Source organism: Streptomyces sp. HUAS CB01 (assembly GCF_030406905.1).
GTDB lineage: Bacteria > Actinomycetota > Actinomycetes > Streptomycetales > Streptomycetaceae > Streptomyces > Streptomyces chengbuensis.
Window position 1 is genome coordinate 7967195 of sequence record NZ_CP129137.1, and the last position, 19379, is coordinate 7986573.

General features: G+C 68.6%; 19 protein-coding genes and 1 pseudogene. 11 read left to right on the top strand and 9 right to left on the bottom strand.

The window, feature by feature from the left end:
* Positions 1–4 precede the first annotated feature (4 nt).
* A complete protein-coding gene (locus tag QRN89_RS34895; RefSeq protein ID WP_290353413.1) occupies positions 5–1342 on the top strand; it encodes an aminotransferase-like domain-containing protein in 1338 nt (445 codons plus the stop codon).
* Positions 1343–1553: 211 nt separating this feature from the next.
* Here the strand turns inward: QRN89_RS34895 and QRN89_RS34900 are convergent, their stop codons facing one another.
* From QRN89_RS34900 to QRN89_RS34915, 4 genes are all read right to left on the bottom strand, one after another.
* Complete coding sequence (locus tag QRN89_RS34900) at positions 1554–2051, bottom strand: allene oxide cyclase barrel-like domain-containing protein (protein WP_290353415.1); 498 nt, start codon at positions 2049–2051, stop codon at positions 1554–1556.
* Between the two features lie 624 nt (positions 2052–2675).
* Complete coding sequence (locus tag QRN89_RS34905) at positions 2676–2948, bottom strand: DUF3253 domain-containing protein (protein ID WP_290353417.1); 273 nt, start codon at positions 2946–2948, stop codon at positions 2676–2678.
* A gap of 286 nt (positions 2949–3234) precedes the next feature.
* Entirely contained in the window at positions 3235–4473 is a 1239-nt protein-coding gene (locus QRN89_RS34910; RefSeq protein WP_290347950.1) for an IS256 family transposase, read from the bottom strand.
* A 163-nt stretch (positions 4474–4636) separates the two neighbouring features.
* Positions 4637–5269, bottom strand: a complete 633-nt coding sequence (locus QRN89_RS34915; RefSeq protein ID WP_290353419.1) for a TetR/AcrR family transcriptional regulator — start codon at positions 5267–5269, stop codon at positions 4637–4639.
* A 39-nt stretch (positions 5270–5308) separates the two neighbouring features.
* Between QRN89_RS34915 and QRN89_RS34920 the strand changes: the two genes are divergently transcribed.
* Complete coding sequence (locus tag QRN89_RS34920; protein ID WP_290353421.1) at positions 5309–5608, top strand: amidase family protein; 300 nt, start codon at positions 5309–5311, stop codon at positions 5606–5608.
* 371 nt (positions 5609–5979) lie between these two features.
* Here the strand turns inward: QRN89_RS34920 and QRN89_RS34925 are convergent, their stop codons facing one another.
* Entirely contained in the window at positions 5980–6357 is a 378-nt protein-coding gene (locus QRN89_RS34925) for a fic family toxin-antitoxin system, toxin component (protein ID WP_290353423.1), read from the bottom strand.
* Positions 6357–6596, bottom strand: coding sequence for a hypothetical protein (locus QRN89_RS34930; RefSeq protein WP_290353424.1), 240 nt, complete (start codon positions 6594–6596; stop codon positions 6357–6359). The genes QRN89_RS34925 and QRN89_RS34930 overlap by 1 nt, the downstream gene beginning before the upstream one ends.
* Before the next feature lie 524 nt (positions 6597–7120).
* Here QRN89_RS34930 and QRN89_RS34935 point away from each other — a divergent pair.
* From QRN89_RS34935 to lepB, 4 genes are all read left to right on the top strand, one after another.
* The gene (locus QRN89_RS34935; protein ID WP_290353425.1) at positions 7121–7345 is read left to right on the top strand and encodes a class I SAM-dependent methyltransferase; all 225 of its coding nucleotides are present in this window, start codon (positions 7121–7123) and stop codon (positions 7343–7345) included.
* 24 nt (positions 7346–7369) lie between these two features.
* On the top strand, positions 7370–7666 hold the full coding sequence (locus tag QRN89_RS34940) for a class I SAM-dependent methyltransferase (protein ID WP_290353426.1): 297 nt from the start codon (positions 7370–7372) through the stop codon (positions 7664–7666).
* A 1195-nt stretch (positions 7667–8861) separates the two neighbouring features.
* Positions 8862–9398, top strand: a complete 537-nt coding sequence (locus QRN89_RS34945; protein WP_290353427.1) for an SMI1/KNR4 family protein — start codon at positions 8862–8864, stop codon at positions 9396–9398.
* A complete protein-coding gene (gene lepB / locus QRN89_RS34950) occupies positions 9395–10045 on the top strand; it encodes a signal peptidase I (RefSeq protein ID WP_290353429.1) in 651 nt (216 codons plus the stop codon). Before QRN89_RS34945 ends, lepB begins: the two co-directional genes overlap by 4 nt.
* Positions 10046–10871: 826 nt before the next feature.
* On the opposite strand, the gene QRN89_RS34955 is transcribed toward lepB, so the two are convergent.
* On the bottom strand, positions 10872–11744 hold the full coding sequence (locus tag QRN89_RS34955) for a serine hydrolase (RefSeq protein ID WP_290353430.1): 873 nt from the start codon (positions 11742–11744) through the stop codon (positions 10872–10874).
* Between the two features lie 1444 nt (positions 11745–13188).
* On the opposite strand from QRN89_RS34955, the gene QRN89_RS34960 reads away from it, so the two are divergent.
* The gene (locus QRN89_RS34960; RefSeq protein WP_290353431.1) at positions 13189–13527 is read left to right on the top strand and encodes a MerR family transcriptional regulator; all 339 of its coding nucleotides are present in this window, start codon (positions 13189–13191) and stop codon (positions 13525–13527) included.
* A 205-nt stretch (positions 13528–13732) separates the two neighbouring features.
* Here the strand turns inward: QRN89_RS34960 and QRN89_RS34965 are convergent, their stop codons facing one another.
* Positions 13733–14155, bottom strand: coding sequence for a hypothetical protein (locus QRN89_RS34965; protein ID WP_290353433.1), 423 nt, complete (start codon positions 14153–14155; stop codon positions 13733–13735).
* Between the two features lie 245 nt (positions 14156–14400).
* Between QRN89_RS34965 and QRN89_RS34970 the strand changes: the two genes are divergently transcribed.
* From QRN89_RS34970 to QRN89_RS35925, 3 genes and pseudogenes are all read left to right on the top strand, one after another.
* Positions 14401–15363, top strand: coding sequence for an AraC-like ligand-binding domain-containing protein (locus tag QRN89_RS34970; RefSeq protein WP_290353435.1), 963 nt, complete (start codon positions 14401–14403; stop codon positions 15361–15363).
* A gap of 840 nt (positions 15364–16203) precedes the next feature.
* The gene (locus QRN89_RS34975; RefSeq protein WP_290353437.1) at positions 16204–16851 is read left to right on the top strand and encodes a dihydrofolate reductase family protein; all 648 of its coding nucleotides are present in this window, start codon (positions 16204–16206) and stop codon (positions 16849–16851) included.
* A gap of 86 nt (positions 16852–16937) precedes the next feature.
* Positions 16938–17200, top strand: a pseudogene (locus tag QRN89_RS35925) (IS21 family transposase); the annotation flags it as partial.
* Positions 17201–17396: 196 nt separating this feature from the next.
* On the opposite strand, the gene QRN89_RS34980 reads toward QRN89_RS35925, so the two are convergent.
* Positions 17397–18650, bottom strand: coding sequence for an MFS transporter (locus tag QRN89_RS34980; protein WP_290353439.1), 1254 nt, complete (start codon positions 18648–18650; stop codon positions 17397–17399).
* A 38-nt stretch (positions 18651–18688) separates the two neighbouring features.
* Between QRN89_RS34980 and QRN89_RS34985 the strand changes: the two genes are divergently transcribed.
* Positions 18689–19288 (top strand): CGNR zinc finger domain-containing protein, encoded by a 600-nt coding sequence (locus QRN89_RS34985; RefSeq protein WP_290353441.1) that lies wholly within the window; start codon positions 18689–18691, stop codon positions 19286–19288.
* The last annotated feature ends 91 nt before the right edge of the window (positions 19289–19379 follow it).

Sequence of the window (19379 nt, forward strand, 5' to 3'; positions counted from 1 at the left end):
GTGCATGGCAGCCTCGCGATACAAGAAGCTGGTCGACACGCTCGCAGCCGACATCCGCGCCGGGCGGCTCGCCCCGGGGGTGCGGCTGCCGACCCACCGCGCTCTCGCCGCCCGCGAGGGCATCGCCGTGGTGACCGCGACCCGGGTGTACGCCGAACTGGAAGCGATGGGCCTGGTGAGCCGGGAACAGGGCCGCGGCACGTTCGTGCGGGACATCGCGGTCTCCGCCGGTCACGGCATCGACCAGCAGGCCGTCGCCACAGACGCGGTCGACCTCAGCTTCAACTACCCGTCGCTGCCCGGCCAGGCCGACCTCCTGCGCCAGGCCCTGCGGGAGGTGGCCACCTCCGGCGATCTCGACTCTCTGCTGCGCTACCAGCCGCACCGAGGGCGCCCCCAGGACAGAGCCTCCATCGCACGACACCTCAGACGCCGGGGAATCACCACCGACGCGGATCAGATCCTCATCACCAACGGCGCCCAGCACGGCCTGGCCATCAGCGTCATGGCCACGCTGAGCGCCGGCGACGTCGTCGCGGTCGACGCACTCACCTACCCCGGTTTCAAGGTGCTCGCACACGCCTTCCATCTCGACCTGGAGCCCATCCCCACCACCACCGACGGGCCGGATCTCGACGCCCTGGAGAAACTGTGCGCGACCCGCCCGGTGCGCGTGATCTACACCATGCCCACCCTGCACAACCCCCTGGGCTGGGTCATGCCGGCAACCGACCGCACCCGCCTGATCAGGATCGCCCGACAGCACGGTCCGCTCATCATCGAAGACGCCTCCTACGCCTACCTGGTCGAGGACCCTCCACCGCCGCTGGCCGCAACCGCACCGGACATCACTGTCTACGTCTCGGGACTGTCCAAGAGCATCGCCACCGGCCTGCGGGTCGGCTTCGTCCTCGCCCCGCCGTGCACGATTCCGTCCCTCGAACGCGCCATTCGCGCGACCACCTGGAACACCCCCGCTCTCACCACCGCCATCGCCTGCCGCTGGCTCGACGACGGCACGGTGAACCACCTGGAAGCACAGAAACGAGACGACGCCAAAACGCGCCAGGCACTCGCAAGACAAGAGCTGGCGGGCCTCCCGCTCATCAGCCACCCCTCGTCCTACTTCACCTGGCTGCCGCTGCCCGACGACGCACGCGCCGACCGCCTCACCGCCACCCTCGCGCGCCAGCACATCTCGGTCACCACGGCAGAGCCGTTCACCACCTCGACACACACACCACAGGCGATCCGCCTCGCCCTGGGCTCGACCGACCTGGACAGCCTCCGATCGACACTGCGCACAGTGCGCCGAGTCGCCGTCGAGGACGCCTACGCCTGAACTCCGCCCGCACTTGCTCAATCTCCCCACCCATCCCGCCCCAACGAGTCGGGTCCGGTCGAGCGCCACGGCCACACCCTGTCATGTCGGCCTCAGGAACAGGCATCAAGGAAACCACCGACGGATTGCGGGCGAGGAGGCGATGCAGCCGCGGCTTCGGTCTGTGCCGTGGCAACGGCACGCCGGTCGGCGTGGGCCACCGACAGACCCATCAGCTCTGCAGGTGGACGGTGAAGTGCCGCTCGGTCTCACCTGCGGGGACGGTGCGGATGAAACCCTGGGCGGTGCGGAAGTCGCCCGATCCGCCTGTGATGGCTACGTCCACGGAGGACGGAGCAGGCAGGTGCAGCAACGACTGCGCGGCGAACTGCCCCTCGGGGAGCGCGAAGGTTCCCAGGCACTGGAGGGCGGCCGGACTGACCTGGGTGAAGGTACAGACCGCGCTGTGATCGCCGACCTTCTTGCCGTCACGGTAGAGGTCCTCGTGCACGATGCGTTCGTCACCCACACTGATTCCCGGCTTGCCCAGATCCACCTCGCCGGCCGAGGTCTGCTTGCCGACCAGTTCGAAAGTCTCCACCTGCTGCTTCGCGGCGGGCACACCGGCCGACGCAGACGGTGTGAGCGATGCCCCGCCCGCGAGAGCCACGGCTGCTGTCACAGCTGCGCCCAGGTATCGCGTCCTGCTTGCTTTGATGAGGTTCAGCACCTGACTGCTCCGTTTCACTGGTCGGTGGCGTTGTTGATCACGGGGACGTCGCGGCGGGAAGCCTTGGAGCAAGGGGCCATCGCGGGTGACACTCGACATCAGGCGGTGCAGTTGTCCTCATACCAGGGTCCACTTCGAAAGACCGTTTGCGTAGTTGATCATGGTCGGGCGGCTCGTTCGTGGCCATGAACCGGATGAGCGTCACCGGGCCCCGCTGACGCGAGTGCGGGCAGAGGGCGGACTCAACGAAGGACTACTGGGGGCATTCAGGGGTGGTCTACAAGAGCCGGAACGGAGTTTCCCGGCGTGACCTGCGGGAACGCTACGGCCTTTGGAAGGCGGACCGCACCCCTTCCGCAGCTGCGCCGCCGGTGTGTTCACCTGGGCCTTGCAACGGATCCAGGCGCCGGGCCGGTGCCGCCCGTGACAGAGACTGGCTGGTTCGGATCGATCCCGCCATCGTCCACCACCAGACGCCGCCATCGTCCGAGGGGGGAGGAGTGCCGGGCAGAGGACCCGGACGATCACCTCGGCCGACCCCGAGGAGGGCTGAGCCTGGTAGCCCGCAGGACGTGTCCCATGTGATCTCCGCGGACCGTCTGCGCGATCCTTCCTCTGGGTGCGTCAGCGGGCGCGGCGGATACGAATGGGCCCTTGGGCCTTGCTCGGTTCGACGGGAAGTCCCCCCTGGGTGATCTCCACCATGCCGGCCGTGGCCAGCCGCCGGGCCGCGTGGCGGGCCGGTTCCATGAGTGACCGCCAGCCGTCGTTGCCCTGCGCGTGCATCGCTCGGGCGGCCTCGGAGGGGCAGATCGTCGCCTCCGGGCCGCGGCGCTCCAGCAACTCGAGGATGACGCGTTCCAGGCGCCGAACCGTCTGCCGTCCGCTGTCTGTCACCTGATCAGTGTCGCACCGTTGCGAACTGCGGCCTCTGGGCAACGGTCCCGTATCGGCTCCACCAGCAGGTCCACCAAGGACCGGCGGGCAGGCCACGGGCTCCTCACCGGGAGCCTTGGGCCGTGGTTTGCGATGTGCAGCCCCAGGCGGGACCGTCATCACGATTTGCTGCTCGGTCGCCTGCCGTGGCCCTCCAGACGGCGATGGTCTTCGTCGGTCCACTGCTGTGGCGGTCACGTCCGTTGGAGTGGTGTATCGACGGCCACTCGGCGATCTCGGTTTGAGGCTATGCGGTGAGTTCGGTGGGCAGGAGGGTGTCGTTGTTTTCTGACTCGATCGGGTGGAGTCGGGCCTTGGCCAGCAGGTCGCGGCCCATGTAGCGGCGGGCTTCGGTCCACTCGTCGTTCTGCTCGGCCAGGACCGCCCCGACCAGCCGGATGACGGCTGTGCGGTCGGGGAAGATGCCGACCACGTCTGTGCGGCGGCGGATCTCCTTGTTCAGCCGCTCCTGCGGGTTGTTCGACCAGATCTGTCGCCAGATCTCACGCGGGAAGGCCGTGAAGGCCAGCAGGTCATGCTGGACAGCGTCCAAGTGGGCTGCGGCTTTCGGGAACTTGGCCTCCAGCGCGTCCAGGACGTGCCGCATCTGTGCTTGGACCGCGTCGGTGTCGGGCTGTTCGAAGACGGTCCGCAGCAGCGTGGCCACCCAGGGCTGGGCCGATTTCGGAACCTGGCTCAGCAAGTTCCTCGCATAGTGGGTGCGGCAGCGCTGCCACGACGCGCCGGGCAGAACGGCACCGATGGCGTCGACGAGGCCGGCATGGGCGTCGGAGATGACGAGCTGGACGCCGGTTAGGCCGCGAGCGATGAGTGAGCGCAGGAAGGCGAGCCAGCCGGCGCCGTCTTCGGCGGTGGCGACGTCGATGCCGAGGATCTCGCGGTGTCCGTCGGCGTTGACGCCAACCGCGATCAGCGCGTGGACGTTGATGATGCGGCCGCCTTCCCGGACCTTCTGGGTCAGTGCGTCGACCCAGACGAACGCATACGGCCCGGCGTCCAGGGGCCGGTTGCGGAAGGCGGCGACCTGTTCGTCCAAGTGCTTGGCCATCGCGCTGACCTGGGACTTCGACAGCTGGGTGACACCGAGGGACTCGGCGAGCTTCTCGACCCGGCGGGTGGAGACGCCGAGCAGGTAGGCGGTGGCGACCACCGAGATCAGGGCCTGTTCGGCCCGGCGACGGCGTTCGAGCAGCCAGTGCGGGAAGTAACTGCCCTGCCGCAGCTTGGGGACGGCGAGCTCGACGGTCCCGGCGCGGGTGTCCCACTCGCGCGGGCGATAGCCGTTGCGATGGTTGACGCGTTCCTCGCTGACCTGCCCGTACTCCGCGTTGCAGAGGGCGTCGGCCTCCGCCGACATGAGCGCATCGGCGAACGTCTTCACCATCGCGCGCAGCAGATCGGGACTCGCCGAGGCGAGGTTGTCCTCGGCGAGGGCGTGCAGGGGCAGACTGTCTGGTGCGGTCATCGTGCTGATCTCCTTCGAGGCTTCGACACTTCGAAGATCAGCCGGTGGCCGTTCGTCTATGCGGGCGCCATCCCGATGCCGGAGCAAACCCCCGGATCAGGTCGAACCCGTACACCACTTCCCAGGACGCAACCGCTGTGGGCTCCGTGAACCCGCCGGATGATCATTTGCCGGACAGGCCCGGCGGGAGCTGGGAAACCGCCGTGGTCGACTGGTCGATCAACATTTCGGCAAGTTCTCGGGCGTCCCGGTACGGGAGCGTGTCGTTGAGCGAGGTGGACAGGGCGCGGGCGCCCTCGAAGAGCAAGGCGAGCTGCCGTCCGAGGGATTCGGGCTCGCGCGCGCCTGCCTCGGTGGCGGTCTTGATCAGACGCTCGGTGAACTCTCGCTTGTGACGTTCGACCAGTGCTGCGGCCTCGGGCATCGTCCCGGCCGCTTCGACGGTGGCGTTGTGCAGGGGACAGCCGCGTACGACCTTCGCCGGTGGCGAGTCGGCGAACAGTGCCAGGAGACGCTCGCGCGCGGTGAGGTCGTGGCGCTCCAGAACGGTCTCGATGTGTACGGGCCCTTCCGAGTCTGACTCGACGCGTTGCAAGTAGGCGCTGACCAGTGCCTCCTTGCTCGGAAAGTGCTGGTAGAACGTGCGAGTCGACACGTGCGCCACGTCTGTCAGCTTCGCGATGCCGGTGACGTGTATGCCGTCGCGTGCGAACAGCTCGACCGCGGCGCGCAGGATGCGCTCCCGCGCTCCGCGCCCGCCTCGGGGTGCAGCGGCCGTCGTTTCACTCGTTGCCATGCCCCAAGTATATCGATCGCTTTACCTTCCCCCAGGGTCGTGTTGCACAGCGGCTTCGATGCGCTGCTCTTTCCGACGACGCCCAGCCCCGCGCCGCTGATCGCGCATCGGTCGATGTTCACGGTCGCGGGGGAAGAGGTCCGTGACCTGTTCCTCGCGAAGAACACCGTTCCGGCCAGCGGAGCCGGCCTGCCGGGCATCAGCATCCCCATCGGGCTGACCGGGCACGGCCTGCCCATCGGGCTCGAGATCGATGGCGCGCACGGTCATGACAGGAAGCTCCTCGACCTGGCGCGTCGAGTGGAATCCCTCTTCGACGCCCTGCCCGCGCCCGGGTGAACAACCGCGGCGCCGCATCACCCGGAGTCATCCGGGCGGACGGCAGTCGGTAGTCCGTGACTCGAGCGGCCGCCCCGCGGACAGGCGCTCAGCGACGTGTCGAGGACCGCCCGACTGGAGTCGGTGCGATGTCGGGGCTCGCGGGGTCGCCGTCGGTCGGGGCGTATTGCCAGGCAGGCACAGGCTTTCGTGCTCGTTGAGGTGGCTCCGACCGATGATCACGAGGTCGCCCGTGCCTGTCCTGTTGCCTCTCCCATCCCCGCAATGCCGGTGAAGCAGCGATCCGCCGGACCCCGCCGGATCGCTGCGCTCCCACTTCGCCTCGGTGCCGGACCTGGGTACGGCGGGCCCGTGGTCTCGCACTGCGTGGTTCAGCTGGTGGTGGGCCAGGTCTGCAGGAGTGCGGCGATCTTCTTTGCGGTGCACGCGGGGTCCAGGAGCAGGTCCTTGAGTGCGGCGGCGTCGTGGCGGGTGGGTTTGACGGTGATGCCGGAGGCTTCCAGGTACATGACGCCGGTGGCGGCCGCGACGGCGAGGTTGGAGCGTTCCAGCCATCGGCAGCGGCCCAGGGTGTGGACGAGTGCGGCTGCCCGGGCGTAGGGGCCCCCGTAGACGGGGTGTTCGAACAGCTCGGCCCGGTGGCGGGCGACGGCGGCGACCGGCACGCCGTAGTCCTCGGGTGCGGGGTCGCCGGCTCCGGCTGCTTCGGTGACCTGCAGGATCCAGGGCACGTCGATGCGCAGTTCCATCAGGCGGCGCGCGCTCCCGGCGGGGTCTGCTGGGCGTCCTCGGCTTCGTCGAAGACGTCCTGGTGCTCGGCCAGGAACCGTGCTGCCGCGTCGACGGCGCGGGCGCGCAGTCCGCTGGCGTCGTCCTGCACGAGGCGGGCGAGGTAGTCCCCCACGCTCAGGCCCAGGTCGGCGGCCCGCTTCCTTGCGAGTTCCGCGACGTCTTCGTCCACCCGTGCACCGAGTTGTGTCTTCGCCATCCGGACATGGTAACAGCTGTTACCGAAGGTGGTGGGGGTCTTTGCGTTTCCGCGGGTCTGCGCCAACCGCAACGCGGTTGACGCCGGGACCCCGCCCGGCGACGGTTGCGGGAACGGGAACCCGAGCCCACCCCGGCCGACCCAACCGCAAGACACAGGGACGGCACGCCACGGGGGATGTGGGGGATCGACAGTGCTGATCTCTTGACGCAGGCGGTCCACGATGCGTGCACGCTGCTCGTTGTCCGTTCGCCGTCACGCCCCAGCCCGTCCCCCGGGGTACCGCACCGTCCCAACCCGCACATCGCTCCGTGGCTCGGCGATGCCGTGGGCGCGAGCGCCCCCCCCGCGGCCACACGCGACAAGGGCGGGCGGGGCCGCGCCCCGCCCGCCCGCTGCTGCACACGACGCATCCGCCTCACCACTGTGCGGGGTCTCGGGCCCGGTTCGGCAGATCGGCACCCCATGTCGTCGGTGCATGGTCCCAGTTCGTCGGTGCGCCGTCGTAGTGGACGGGGGAGGGCATGTCGGAGCAGACCGCGGGGCGATTCGGTCTCGGCGAGCCAGGGTCCGGCGTCGTAGAGGTCGACACGGGGCCCGGCGTCGTAGCCATCGGCGAGGTGGCAGGGCTGCGCGTGCTCGACCTCGGCAGCGGGCTCGACCGGAACGCCGCCCGGCCGGCCCTGGGCGCCGAGGTCACCGCCGTGGACGCCTCCCAAGCCCAGCACCGGCGTGCCCTCGCCCGCTAACCGGGCACGCCCGGCCTCCGCCTGGTGTGCGCCGACGCCGTCGCCCATCTGCAGGAAGCGGCTCCCTACGACCGGATCTACTCCGTCGACGACCTGATCTACTCCGTCGGCGGGGTGCCGTACGTGGACCCGCGCCGGCTCCTGCCGGCCGTGGCGCACGGCTTGGCACCCGAAGGGCACCTGGTGTTCAGCGCGAACCACACCAACTCCTACGGCGTCGGCCCCTCGACCGCGGTGCCCCGCGGCCCGAGGCTCTCCGGTTGCCCGGTAGCGACGAATACCACTCCGTGGGCATGTGGGCCCTCGAGCCCCAGCAGTTGAACAGACTTCTGGTCGACTACGGCCTTGCCGTGGAGGCCATCACTGCCATCGACGCCCCGCAGGAGTACCGCGTCGTGTTTCGCACCGTCTGTACTCGGTCCGCCGGCCGGAGCGGGAGGTGAGGCCGACCCGTGCTCCGCGGCCGGTCGGGGACGGCGATGCGTTGCGCGCTGATTCCGCCTTCGACCGAAACCGGACTGCTCACGCGGCGCGACCGTGGCGGCGAGACCTTCGACCTGCGGCAGCCGCACATGGACGACCGGTCCCTTCCCGCGGCCCCTGGTCGATGTCGCGGCCGGTCGACCGCGACGAGGAGGGTGCCGAGTTGCTCGCCGCCCAGATCCCGATCGAGCACTGGTGCGACAGCCCGTGGTGCTGCCATGGCCTCGACCACGACAGGCGTCCTGGGGTGCGGTTTCACCCCTCGCCATCGACGGGGGCAGTTCGCCGGTGCACGTGGCGCGACCGAACACGCCCATGGCGGTGGCACGTTGGATGTACTTGCCGCGGATCGCCAGTGTGCAGGCCGCTTTTCCGCCCTTCCCGTCGAGGACGACGGCGACGGTGGGGGCCTTGCCGAGGGGCACCAGAACCGACTTCCGCCACGGAAGCATGACGCCGTTCTCGACCGTGGCCGTGCCGGCCTCGCTGCGGGAGAGGTAGGAGATCTCTGCGGTCCCCGACCCCGTGACCTCGTACGTCACCTCGGCCGTTGGCGCAGCTTGCGGCTTCGGCGGCTTCTCGGTGCTGAACATGCCGTAACTGACGAGCCCGAAGCAGGCGAGGAGGGTGACGCCGGCGATCAGCAACCCCCGCCGGTCCGGGGAGCGCTCGACGCTCTCGCGTTCGTTCTCTCCTTGTACGGCGTCTTCCGTGGGTTCATTGGACGACATGTAAGAGCTCGGCTTTCGGTGAGCTGACAGGTGAACCGGGCGGTTGTACACCACCCCGCCGATCCGGCGCGAATGGGCAGAAGAATCGGACGAACGTCACTTCATGCGAGCATCGATTGTCCTGTATGTCACGTGAATTGACTGGACGTCAGAGGCCTGATTAGAAAGCACGCTGCGACTCCGCAAGCTCGTGTTCTTCTGCTTCCTGCGGTCAGCTCGCATTGCTGTAAGCCGGACGGAAACATTCGGTGCGCCCCCCGGGTCCCAGTCTCTTCAGTGTCCTGAGCCTTTTCGATCGGAGTGTGGAAGGAATGTGGGTCGAGCGCCTCGCCGCGGCCACGAACTGGGAGCCGCTTCGGCTGGAACTCCCCTGGAGCAGCATGGAAGAAGACCTCGGCACGGCGCTGCCCGAGGACTACAAGAGACTCGCCGAGACATTCGGCACGGGGGAATTCTCGGAGTTCATGAGGGTTCTGAGTGTCGATGCCACGCGCCAGTTCGACCTGACGCACATCTGGCACACATACCTCGACACCAGCCCCGAGGACGGTCCCGATCCCGTCCTCAAGCCGTACCAGACGTACCGGCCCGGTCGCCGAGGCCTGATCCCGTGGGCCTTCGCGGAGATGGAGTGCAGCTACTTCTGGCTGGCCTCCGCTGAGGAGGATCCGGCGACCTGGCCGATCGTCACACGGGGCAACCCGTACCCCTGGCACGAGGTGAGTATGTCCACCTCCGAATTCGTCTACCGTGTCCTGACCGACCCGGAGTTCGAACCCTTCTCCATCGCGCGATTGATGCCGGAGCCGGACTTCTACCCGATCGGCCAGGTGTCATGACGGGCCGCCGTCGACCGCGACTCGCCGGACGGATGCTGGGCGCAGCGGGGCTGGCCGCGGCCGTGGGCGCGATCGTGGTCCTCAGCACCGGATACACGACCGTCACCGTCAGCGGCAATTCCATGGACCCGACGTACCCGCGGGGTGATCGCGTCTTCTTCGAGCGAATCGACGCGGGGGAGGTCGGGCGGGGCGACGTGGTGCTCCACCGGGCGGAGGACCGCTACGAGGGCAGGCCCGTGCTGCGTCGTGTGATCGGCATAGGCGGCGATCACGTCCGTCAGAGCTCCGGCGGGCCGGTGACCGTGAACGGCAGGCCGCTGACGGAGCCGTACATGAAGGACGGCGACCCGTCCGGCACGGCCCCCGCGTACGACGTGGTGGTGCCCGAAGGGAGGCTGTTCCTGCTCGGCGACCACCGCGCGAACTCCAACGACTCCCGCTTCTCGCTCAGCGCGCAGTCAGGCAGCGTCGCGGCCACCACGGTCCAGGCCCGGGCCCTGGACGACCACATGGGGCTGCTCCTGCTAGTACTGACGGCGCTGTTCGGGCTGCTCGGCACCGTCGGCGGGCTGGCGATGGAGATCGCTGCCCGGGTCACGCGGCGGGGGAGTCGGTTGTCCCATCCACCTGCCCTGTCGGGGTGAGTGTGATGACGGTCGGTGTGCGTTCGGCAGGTCTGCGGGCTGTGGGGACTGCTGAAGCCGTACTCGGCTGTGGGAGCGGAGGTGTTCTCGGCGGTCACGTCGGGGCGCCGGCCCTTTCAGGGCGACGCCGCGCGGCATGGCCGTCTCGCCTGTGAGGATGGCCCGCTGGGTGGGTGCCCGGCAGGCTCACACCGTGTCGCGCCCGCGGGGGATGGTCCGGGTGCCAACAGGGAAGCGCCGGATTGGGGGAGGGGAGGGCATCAGCGTCGCCGACGGGCTCTCGGCTGCGGTTCGGCGACGCCGGATCCCGTCCCGGTGGCGGCATCCGTAGGTTCCCTGCCCGACGTGGGCAGTCGGATGTGAAGGCCTCCCCTCCCCGTGAAGGTCATGGGGGAGGCCTTCCTCGCTGATCACATGCCACAGGGCGGGCCCGGGATGTTGCGAGCGACCGGCCGCGGCCAGCCCGTCAGCACGGTGCTGGAGTGGCGGTGCCGCTCGGACAGGCCCGGCACCTGCTCGACGAACGTCCTGCGGGAACAACTCTTCCGGTCACAGAAGTACCGGCGGACCCGCAACCGGACCATGCCCCGTCGTGCGCCCAACGTCCCTTCATCCAGGACGCGTTGGTAAGAGCGGTGTCTACGCCTCGCCTGTTTCCGGCAGTCCGGGCACCGGCGCGGGCGCGCGGTGGACACCGCCTCCACCCAAGGACGGGGAGGAGTCGCTGACGCGCTCCACTCGCACATCGACCCCGGGAAACAGCACAGCCTCGACCGCAGCCCGCGTAACGAGCCGGGCGGTCGCCTCGGCGATCCGGGTGGCGCAGTCAGCCCGTACTGGTTTCGAGGGCGTTCGCCGTGGGGTTGAGGCCCTTGTGGATCGCGCGGGCCACCGCTTCGGTGGTGGCGATTCCGGCGGCCATTGTCTCGTTGTCGTGGGTGAGCACGGTGATGGTGTAATCGTGCCCGCGGCCGGTGAAGGCGCCCAGGCCGTGCACCCGCCAGCCGTGTGTGGCGCGCGACAGCCAGCCGTTCTTGACATGGAACACCGCGGAGTTCGGCGCGCCTGCCGGTGTACCCCAGCGCTGTGAAGGGACGACCTTGTTCATCAGCTTGAGGGCGTAGGCGCGCGCCTCGTCGCTGAGCACGCTGTTGCTGCCCGTGATCAGGTTCATCAGCTTCTGCTCGTCACCGGCCGTGATCTGGGTCAAGCCCCAGTGGCCGTTGCTGCCCGGCACCGTCCGGGTCATGTCCGCCGCAGACAGAAAGTGCTTGATCTTCGGCACTCCGAGCTGCTGCCACAGCGCGGTCGTCGCGTCGTTGTCCGACTTCGTGATCATCGCGGTCGCGAGTTCGGTCTCACGCGGAGTGAGGTGGCGGTTGTGCCTGTGCACGTCCCACAGCAGTGTCGCCAGGACGGTGACCTTGACCGTGCTGGCGGAGTCGAACTTCTGGTCCGCCCGCAGCGTGCACACGGTGTCCGTCGTGCGATCGTGCAGCGACACGGCAGTGATGGCCGTGCTGCCCCTGAGCGCGGTCGTGATGTCCCGCTGCAGTTTCGCGGCCAGCCCAGCCTTCGCCGAAGTGCACCTCACCTTCGGCGCGGCCGCGACGGCGTCCGCTGCTTCGGCCCCCACGAACACGGGAACGGCCGTTCCGGCGACGACCGCGGCGGCCAGGACACGTCGTGATGCCCGCATACGTACCAAATCATCTCACCCCTTCCTGATGTCGACCGATTTGCCTGACCAGTGTTGGTGAAGGGGGCAAGAGATGGGATGTGATCTCGGCCACGGAGGGGCTGGAGGGCCAAGGCCGCGACCCTCCTTCCGGATGCGGCGGACCGCCCTACGCGGTCCCGTACCGGGCCACGCCCTTCCCCCCTCTGTGGTCGCAGCACAGCCCGGCTGTGACGAAATACTCATCACGCTCGCGGGCCGGGTGTACCGCTCCGAGTCTCCGCGCCGTCGCGGAGTGTCAGCCGCACGCCCGGCGAGGCGGGAGACGCGGAAAGAGCGCCTGCCGCTGCTCGCCGGAGCCGGCGTCTTGCTGCTGCCTCGCTGTCCGGCCGCCCCCGCCCTGGCCGCCGGCTCGCTGGAACTGCGGCCTCGGCCACGGAACTGGCCCAGCCGACCATGGCGCGGTCGAGGTCGCCGTCGACGGACACTCCGCTGCCGAGAGGGCGCACCTGGTGTCCTCCCTCTCCCTGTACGACGCGACCGGCACGCGGGAGCCGTGGGTGAAGGCCCGGGTCGACGGTGCGTCGTCCGTGATGGCAGCGGGCGGTGTAGGAGGCGGTCGGGCCTTCATGGCGTTCATCGGTCGGGCGTCACGGCACTTCAGCCCAGTCGAGGGACGGTCGCGGTCTCTGGGCAGCTGAAGCCGCCGACGGCGCACCTGCTGCGTTCGACGCCGATTACCTCCCTACCGGACACGCGAAAATCTATGCTGGCTGGAGTAGACATTCGGGTGTGATGCGGTTATGGTTTTTCTCGTAGTCGAGAAAGACCGTAGGGCCTGGCAGAGACGACCTGCCGGGCAGCAGTACCGCAGTACAGGTAGTCGAAGTACGCAGGACGGTGCGGTGGTGGAGTCCGAAGCCACAGCAGTAGCAGGACGGCGACGGGACTGACGACCGTACCCGGGTGGCCCGCAGTGACAGGGGCTGTCGCGAGCAGTACCGAAGTGCCCGATCGGTAAGTGCAGTGCGAAGTACCAGCAGTGTGGTGACAGTGGTTCCTCGGTAAAGGCGTCAGCTGCAGCGCGCGTACCGGGGAGTTCGGCAGTGGTCCAAGTCGAGCAGACGCAGGACGGGCACGGGGCCGACTGTCGAAGAGCGGCGCTGTGACAGGCCGTAGCAGTACCAGCAGAAATCAAGTGATTGATCCCAGAGGAAGAACGGAGGGGCAAGCACCATCAGGATCGCCCGGGTGGCAAGCCTGAGCCCGGGTACCGCAGGACATCGTTAGCGAGGTGGTCTCCGGTCAAGCAACCGCGATCCCCGCACACCCGACAGCATCTCGGTCGGGTCTGCGGAAACAGAATGCCGGCGCAGTATCAGGGCCGGCAGATGGTGTAGTTCCTTCGGGGCCCTGGTGCCGTGCGGCACCAGGGCCCCTCCGGCGTGTTCCACAGAGAGGTGCAATGACCGCAGACGACTCGTTCGGCCGTCTCGATGACGACGATTACCCCGCCTACACCATGGGCCGGGCCGCCGAGATGCTCGGCACCACCCAGGGCTTCCTCCGCGCCATCGGCGAAGCCCGTCTGATCACGCCGCTTCGCTCCGCCGGCGGCCACCGCCGCTACTCCCGCTACCAACTGCGCATCGCCGCCCGCGCCCGCGAACTCGTTGATCAGGGCACCGCCATCGAGGCCGCCTGCCGCATCATCATCCTCGAAGACCAGCTCGAGGAAGCCCAGCGTCTCAACGCCGAATACCGCCGCGCCGCCGAATCGGCGAGCCCGCCCCCTGAAGCCTGAGGCAGATGAGACCTGCACCGCCCCGGGTGGTCGGGGCTGTGAGGGTGCCTGTCGCGAAGGCCCCTATCAGGACACACCGGCCGGGTCGGCAGCGAGTTCCGCACGGGGCCTGGCCGACAGATCGGTCTTCAGGACGCCTTGGCCAGCCGAACGCCGTGCAGTCCGGCCCCGGTCCGCGGCCGGACCGGCGCCGGACCGGGGATGCTCAGTCGTTGTCGTAGTACCAGCCAGTGCAGAAGCTCGCCCCGTTGAAGCGGGCGCACGCCCGCATGGAGTAGTGCAGGTTGTTCAAATCGTTGGAGAACTGCCTGTTGAACGGGCCGCACTGCGTCCAGTTCTTGCCGCCGTCAGTGGAGCGGTCCACCCAGGTCTGGTCCCCCGACCGGTAGCCGCTCCGGATCGCCGCAAACGAGTGATCGCTGAGTCTCTGATTGACCAATGCGATCTTCACCGTTCGTCCACCGTGCGTCACGGTTCGCGTCTTCACGTCATGATGGGCGATCCCATTGCCCGGCCAGCTCCCGCAGTTCGTGTCGGCCGTGGCGGACGGCGCTCCGACCACCAGCAGAGACAGAGTGAGCGACGCCCCCACGGCAATCGCCCCGGTGCGTCGCGGAATGTATGACACCAATGACCGTCCTTTCTGGACCTCGGCAGAAGGAGACGCCGGACGACCCAAGGTGCGGTCCGGCGTCGCGAACAGTCTTGCGGGTGTGCCTGGTCGTGTCCTTGTCATCGAGTGCCAGGTGCTTGTCGCCGTGTGCCTGCTGGGTTACATGGGGCCGCCCGGCGGCACCGCTTCAGAGTCCCCCCGCAACCCTCGAGCGGCCCTGCCCGTCTCAGTGACCGACCGGTTCAAGCGGGGGTGTGCAGATGTACAGCGTGATCAACATGGACGGACTCGCGCCGGCCGACCGCTTCTCGTTCTGGTGGGAGGCCGTTGCACGATCAGTGGTGCCTGTCCACGCCTCCAGCGAGGATGTCCTCGGTTTCTGGGCCGAGATGACTGCGGTCGATCTCGGGACGGTACAGATCTCCCGGGTGCGCTGCCTGTCGTTCGAGGCGCGCAGGACACCGCGGCTGATCCGTCGCGCCGACCCAGGACTGCTGCAGTTGTCGCTCACCCTTCGCGGTAGATCTGGGATCGAGCAGCATGACCGGCAGGCGTGGCTCGCCCCGACCGACATTGTCCTATACGACACTTCCGCGCCGTTCAAGGCGCGGGCCCTCCCGGATGTCACGGCGGACGGGATCGTGGTGCAGTTCCCTCATGACACGCTGCGTCTCCCCGCCGGCGCGGTCCGGAGCCTGACCGCTCGCCGGCTTTCCGGACACAGCGGAGTAGGCGCACTGCTGGCGACTGCTGTTCGCCAGACCCTGCGGCAGGCCCCGGCCCTCACCCGTGCCGACGCGGGGCGCCTCTCCCGGATTGTCGTGGACCTCGCCGCTGCCGTGCTGGCCCATGAACTGGAAGCCGATTCGGCGGACACACCGACCTGTTCGCGGCAGACGATGCTCTTGCGCATCCAGGACTACGTGATGCGGCATCTTGCTGACCCAAGCCTGTCGCCGGCGGCCGTCGCGGCCGCGCACAGCATGTCGGTGAGGTCGCTGCACCGGCTCTTCGAGGCGGAGGGTGACACGGTTTCAGCGTGGATCCGCAAGCGCCGCCTGGAACACTGTCGTTGCGACCTGGCCGACCCCTCGCGTGAGCGGGAGCCAGTCCGGGCCGTGGCGGCCCGTTGGGGGTTCACTGATCCGGCGGGCTTCAGCCGGGCCTTCCGCCACGCGTACGGCCTGAGCCCGCAAGAGTACCGTCGGCAGGGCAGGGAGTGAGCGCCACGGCGCCGGAAGGCCCTGATACTCGACGCGTCCCACCGTCCGCCGCAACCTCGCACGCCCGCGGCAGGGTGCGGGCCTGCGGAAACGTCCGGCTGTGTGGTGAGGACGGGTCACGTGCCGCATCGGCCGGTACCTGGTGGCGGGGCGGCGTTGTACGGCGACGTGCTCTGGGGCGAGCGCTGCGGATCGCGTCGTATGCGGGCGCGTCCCTGATCTCGTCCCGGGTCCGGTTGACGATCAGCTTTTCCCCGTCGCGGTCGACGCGGACGACGGTGCCGGCCGGTGGCAGCACGTGCCTGCCGGAGATCCACGGGCCGCCACGGGCCGGTGTCGACGACCACGTAGGTGGAGCGGAGCTCTTCGGTGGACTCTTCGACCGTGCCGATGGGCCCGTCGGTGGCCACGACGGTGTAGCTGGTCAGGCGCATACCCGGCCGGTGGTGGGCTTCCGGGTGTTAACTCCACATGTCGTGGGTCATACGTCCTCGACTTCCGGCACGGACGCCGACTCGGGCAGGGCTGGGGACAGACGGCTTTGTTGTGGTATGTGCCGGGTCGTCAGCGTCGCTTCAGCATCTTCAGCCGGTTGCTGTTGCCCTCGACGGCACCGGAGCTGTGGGGCAGGGACAGCTCCACCTGGCGATCAGGGAGGCCGTGAAAGGCTCGACGGATGGACTATGCGGTTGATGATACCGACAGGCGGTCAAGGGGCTCAGGGCCAAGCTGAGCTGCCGGGCGCCGGACGACGGAATTCTGGCCCGTCCTGGACACAGCGATGAGTGTTCGCGGCTTGGAGAGTCTCATCACCGTCATTGACAACGCAGGAGGAAACACGTGACTCAGCTACTGAGGGTTCAGAACTTCAACATCTCAAGTGACGGCATCGGTGCCGGTGAGGACCAGACCTTCGAGAATCCGTTCGGCCACGGCGTCGATCCCGCGAAGCTGTTCGCGTGGGCTGGCGCCACGGCGAGCTGGCCCATGCGCACGGACCCCGGGGGCAGCCGTGGCCTCGACGACCACTTGACGCGGGACTACGCACGCAACATCGGAGCAGAGATCATGGGCCGCAACAAGTTCGGGCCCCAGCGCGGGCCCTGGGAGGACCATGAGTGGTGCGGCTGGTGGGGAGACGAGCCCCCGTTCCGCACTCCGGTGTTCGTCATGACCCACCACAAGCGTCCTTCGTTCACGCTCTCCGACACCACGTTCCACTTCGTCGCCGGCGAACCGGCCACGGTCCTCGAACAGGCGCGGGAGGCGGCTCAGGGCAAGGACGTCCGACTGGGCGGCGGGGTCACCACCATCCGGCAGTTCCTCGACGCCGACCTCATCGACACCATGCATGTGGCGGTCTCACCGGTGAAGCTCGGATCCGGACTGCGGCTCTGGGACTCCCCCGAAGAGCTGCTCGACCGGTTCCACCTTGAGGTCGTGCCCAGCCCGAGCGGCGTGACGCACCATCTGTTCTGGCGAAAGTGACACGAGGGCTCCCCGCTCCGCGCCCGCGCCTCGGCGCGACGCGCCCTCTTGGGTGTGAATGCGCTGCTCCGTCCACCCGGCGACGGCAGGGTTTGCCCGGAGCGATGGCGGATCGACCGCACTGGTCACCGCTCGGCAGAATGGTTCGTTCACCGAGGTCCACGAAGCGTTCTGGGCCGCGGCCCGGGCCACCCATGCGGACGCTGCCGGGACTCGGGCGCTGATCGAGGTTGTGCTGCTGCACCGGCGGATGCCTGCGGCCGCCGTCGAGCAGGGCGTGGCCGCCGCGATTCGCGGGGGCGCCACCAGTGCCGACGTGGTCGCCGTTGAAGCCCACAGGGCAGCCGCGCAGATCCCGCCCCCGGAGGCGGACCTGGACGACGCCGACGAACCGCCGCCCTGGGCAGAGCCCAGCGGCGTGGTCTCGCTGACGGCCCGCCGGGCCCAGCCGCCGGAGGACAGGCGGCGGCTGCCGACCGTCGCCCACCACAACCAGCTCCTGACACGTCAACCAAGAGACACCGCATGCCGCGACCGACCACGGCTCAGGTTCCTCCGCCCCGCCGTGACACGGGGCCGGAGGAGGCCGTGGACACGGCCGAGCTCCCGGCAGCGGCGTGAGGGCCCAGACGCCTTCGTGCCGGGATCGTGAAGAACGCCAGTGCCGCGAGGGCCGCCACACTCGCTGCGAGCGCCAAGGCGCCTGGAAGGGACCACACCACGATCGGTCCGGCAACTGCTGCCCCCAAGGCGAATCCGGTGATCTTCAGGCTGGCGCCGGTGGTGAAGATCTGGCCGCGCAAACGTTGTGGGGCCTCCCGGTGACGGATGGCGAACATGGCGGCCAGTTGAGGTCCTTCCCCAATCCCCACTATGGCTGCGGCCACGATGAGCACGACGGGTTGACTCCATGTTGCCAGTGCCAGCGCGACAGCCTGGACGAGGGCACCGGCCCAGATGATCGTGTCGGGGGCGGCCGAACGCGGGAATCGGGCGAGTACAGCGGTAGCCACCAGTGCGGAGACCGCCGTGCAGGAGAGCAGCATCGCGCCGCGGCCGGCTCCGCCTAGAGCGTGCTCACCCAGGAGCGGGACGCACGCCGTGAGCATGCCCTGAGCGATACAGGCGATGACCGAAGTGAGGGTCGCTCGGGCCAAGGCCGGCTTTCCGACGATGATCCGCATTCCGGCAGCAAGATCGCTGATCAGCGGGGTTGTCTGAGCGTCCCGAGCCCCACCGGGGCGGGTGGGCAGCATCCACGCGGCGGGCAGCGCCAGGGTGATGAGCGTCGCGGAGACCACTACGGCCGTTGGGGCTCCCAGCGTCTCTGCTGTACCTCCAGCGAGAGCCGGACCGGCCAGACTCGCCACGCTGAACGTCATGGAGTCGAACGTGTTCGCCCGGAGCAGGCGGTCGCCATGCACCACTTCGGGCAGTTGAGACGTCCATCCGCCCGACAGGGCCGGCCCCAGCAGTCCCGTCACCACGGCGATCAGGACGGTGACAGTGAACGGCAACCGGCTGAGGCCCACGAGAATCGTCCCCAGCCCCGCCGCATAGATGACGAGGGCCCCAGCCAGCAAGCGTCCCGGCCGTGCCGCCCTGTCGAGGAGCGCCCCGAGTACCGGCCCGCCTACCGTGGCGGAGATCGTTATGCCCGCGAGCAGCATCGACGCGTCGGTGGCCGATCCGGCCAGGGCGAACCCTGCCAGCATCAGCGCCGGTCCTGACATCTCGTCCCCGGCACGGGCTGCCACGGCTCCGGCTAGATAGGAGGGGAGTGAGTAACTCTTTTTCACTGGTAAGACGTTACGGAGGTAACCTAAAACTCAACAAGATGCGTTACATTCCTTCGGTGTCCTCCAACAGCAACGACTGGTCCACCCGGCACTCCGTGCTGACCACGGCGCGGCGGACCGCCGCGCTGATCAACGCTCTCGCTGACGACTGCCCAGACCCGGCTGAGGTCGCCGACGTGCTCCGCACCTACGGTGAGACAGACCCCATCGACCTCACCACCCGCGATATCGCCGGGATGCGTGCAGCCGCCGCCCTGCTGCGGCAAGTCTTCGCCGCCGAGCATGCCGATGACGCCGCAGCCACTCTCAACCGCCTCCTGCAGGAGCACACGGGCCCGCTCCGCCTGACCTCGCACGGCGGCAGCACCCCCTGGCATCCTCACCTCGACCACGACGACAACGCGCCCTGGGATGAGTGGTTTCTCGCTTCGTCGTGCATGGCTCTGACCGTCCTCGTCTGGGACCGTCAGTGCCCGCCCGGCAGGATTTGCGCATCACCCAGCTGCCAGAACGTTTTCATCACGCAGGGCAGCGGCCCGGAACGCCGCTACTGCTCCCGACGATGCGCAACCCGAGAACGAGTCGCAGCCCATCGACGCTCGCACTCCGCCGGCCAACAGCAGAGCGGAATCAAGTAGGGCGCGCAGGAGCAAAATCGACCACTCGAAATTCGATGACCATCACTCAAACCTCGCTGCAATAGATCATGCGCCGTCGAACGTCGGGCCT

Bases quoted from the DNA above. Each gene is read 5' to 3' on its own strand.
- QRN89_RS34915 (WP_290353419.1), bottom strand. From the start codon at position 5,269: ATGGCAACGAGTGAAACGACGGCCGCTGCACCCCGAGGCGGGCGCGGA.
- QRN89_RS34935 (WP_290353425.1), top strand. From the start codon at position 7,121: ATGTCGGAGCAGACCGCGGGGCGATTCGGTCTCGGCGAGCCAGGGTCC.
- QRN89_RS34930 (WP_290353424.1), bottom strand. From the start codon at position 6,596: ATGGCGAAGACACAACTCGGTGCACGGGTGGACGAAGACGTCGCGGAA.
- QRN89_RS34960 (WP_290353431.1), top strand. From the start codon at position 13,189: ATGACCGCAGACGACTCGTTCGGCCGTCTCGATGACGACGATTACCCC.
- QRN89_RS34910 (WP_290347950.1), bottom strand. From the start codon at position 4,473: ATGACCGCACCAGACAGTCTGCCCCTGCACGCCCTCGCCGAGGACAAC.
- lepB (WP_290353429.1), top strand. From the start codon at position 9,395: ATGACGGGCCGCCGTCGACCGCGACTCGCCGGACGGATGCTGGGCGCA.
- QRN89_RS34970 (WP_290353435.1), top strand. From the start codon at position 14,401: ATGTACAGCGTGATCAACATGGACGGACTCGCGCCGGCCGACCGCTTC.
- QRN89_RS34955 (WP_290353430.1), bottom strand. From the start codon at position 11,744: ATGCGGGCATCACGACGTGTCCTGGCCGCCGCGGTCGTCGCCGGAACG.
- QRN89_RS34895 (WP_290353413.1), top strand. From the start codon at position 5: ATGGCAGCCTCGCGATACAAGAAGCTGGTCGACACGCTCGCAGCCGAC.
- QRN89_RS34985 (WP_290353441.1), top strand. From the start codon at position 18,689: ATGCGTTACATTCCTTCGGTGTCCTCCAACAGCAACGACTGGTCCACC.
- QRN89_RS34925 (WP_290353423.1), bottom strand. From the start codon at position 6,357: ATGGAACTGCGCATCGACGTGCCCTGGATCCTGCAGGTCACCGAAGCA.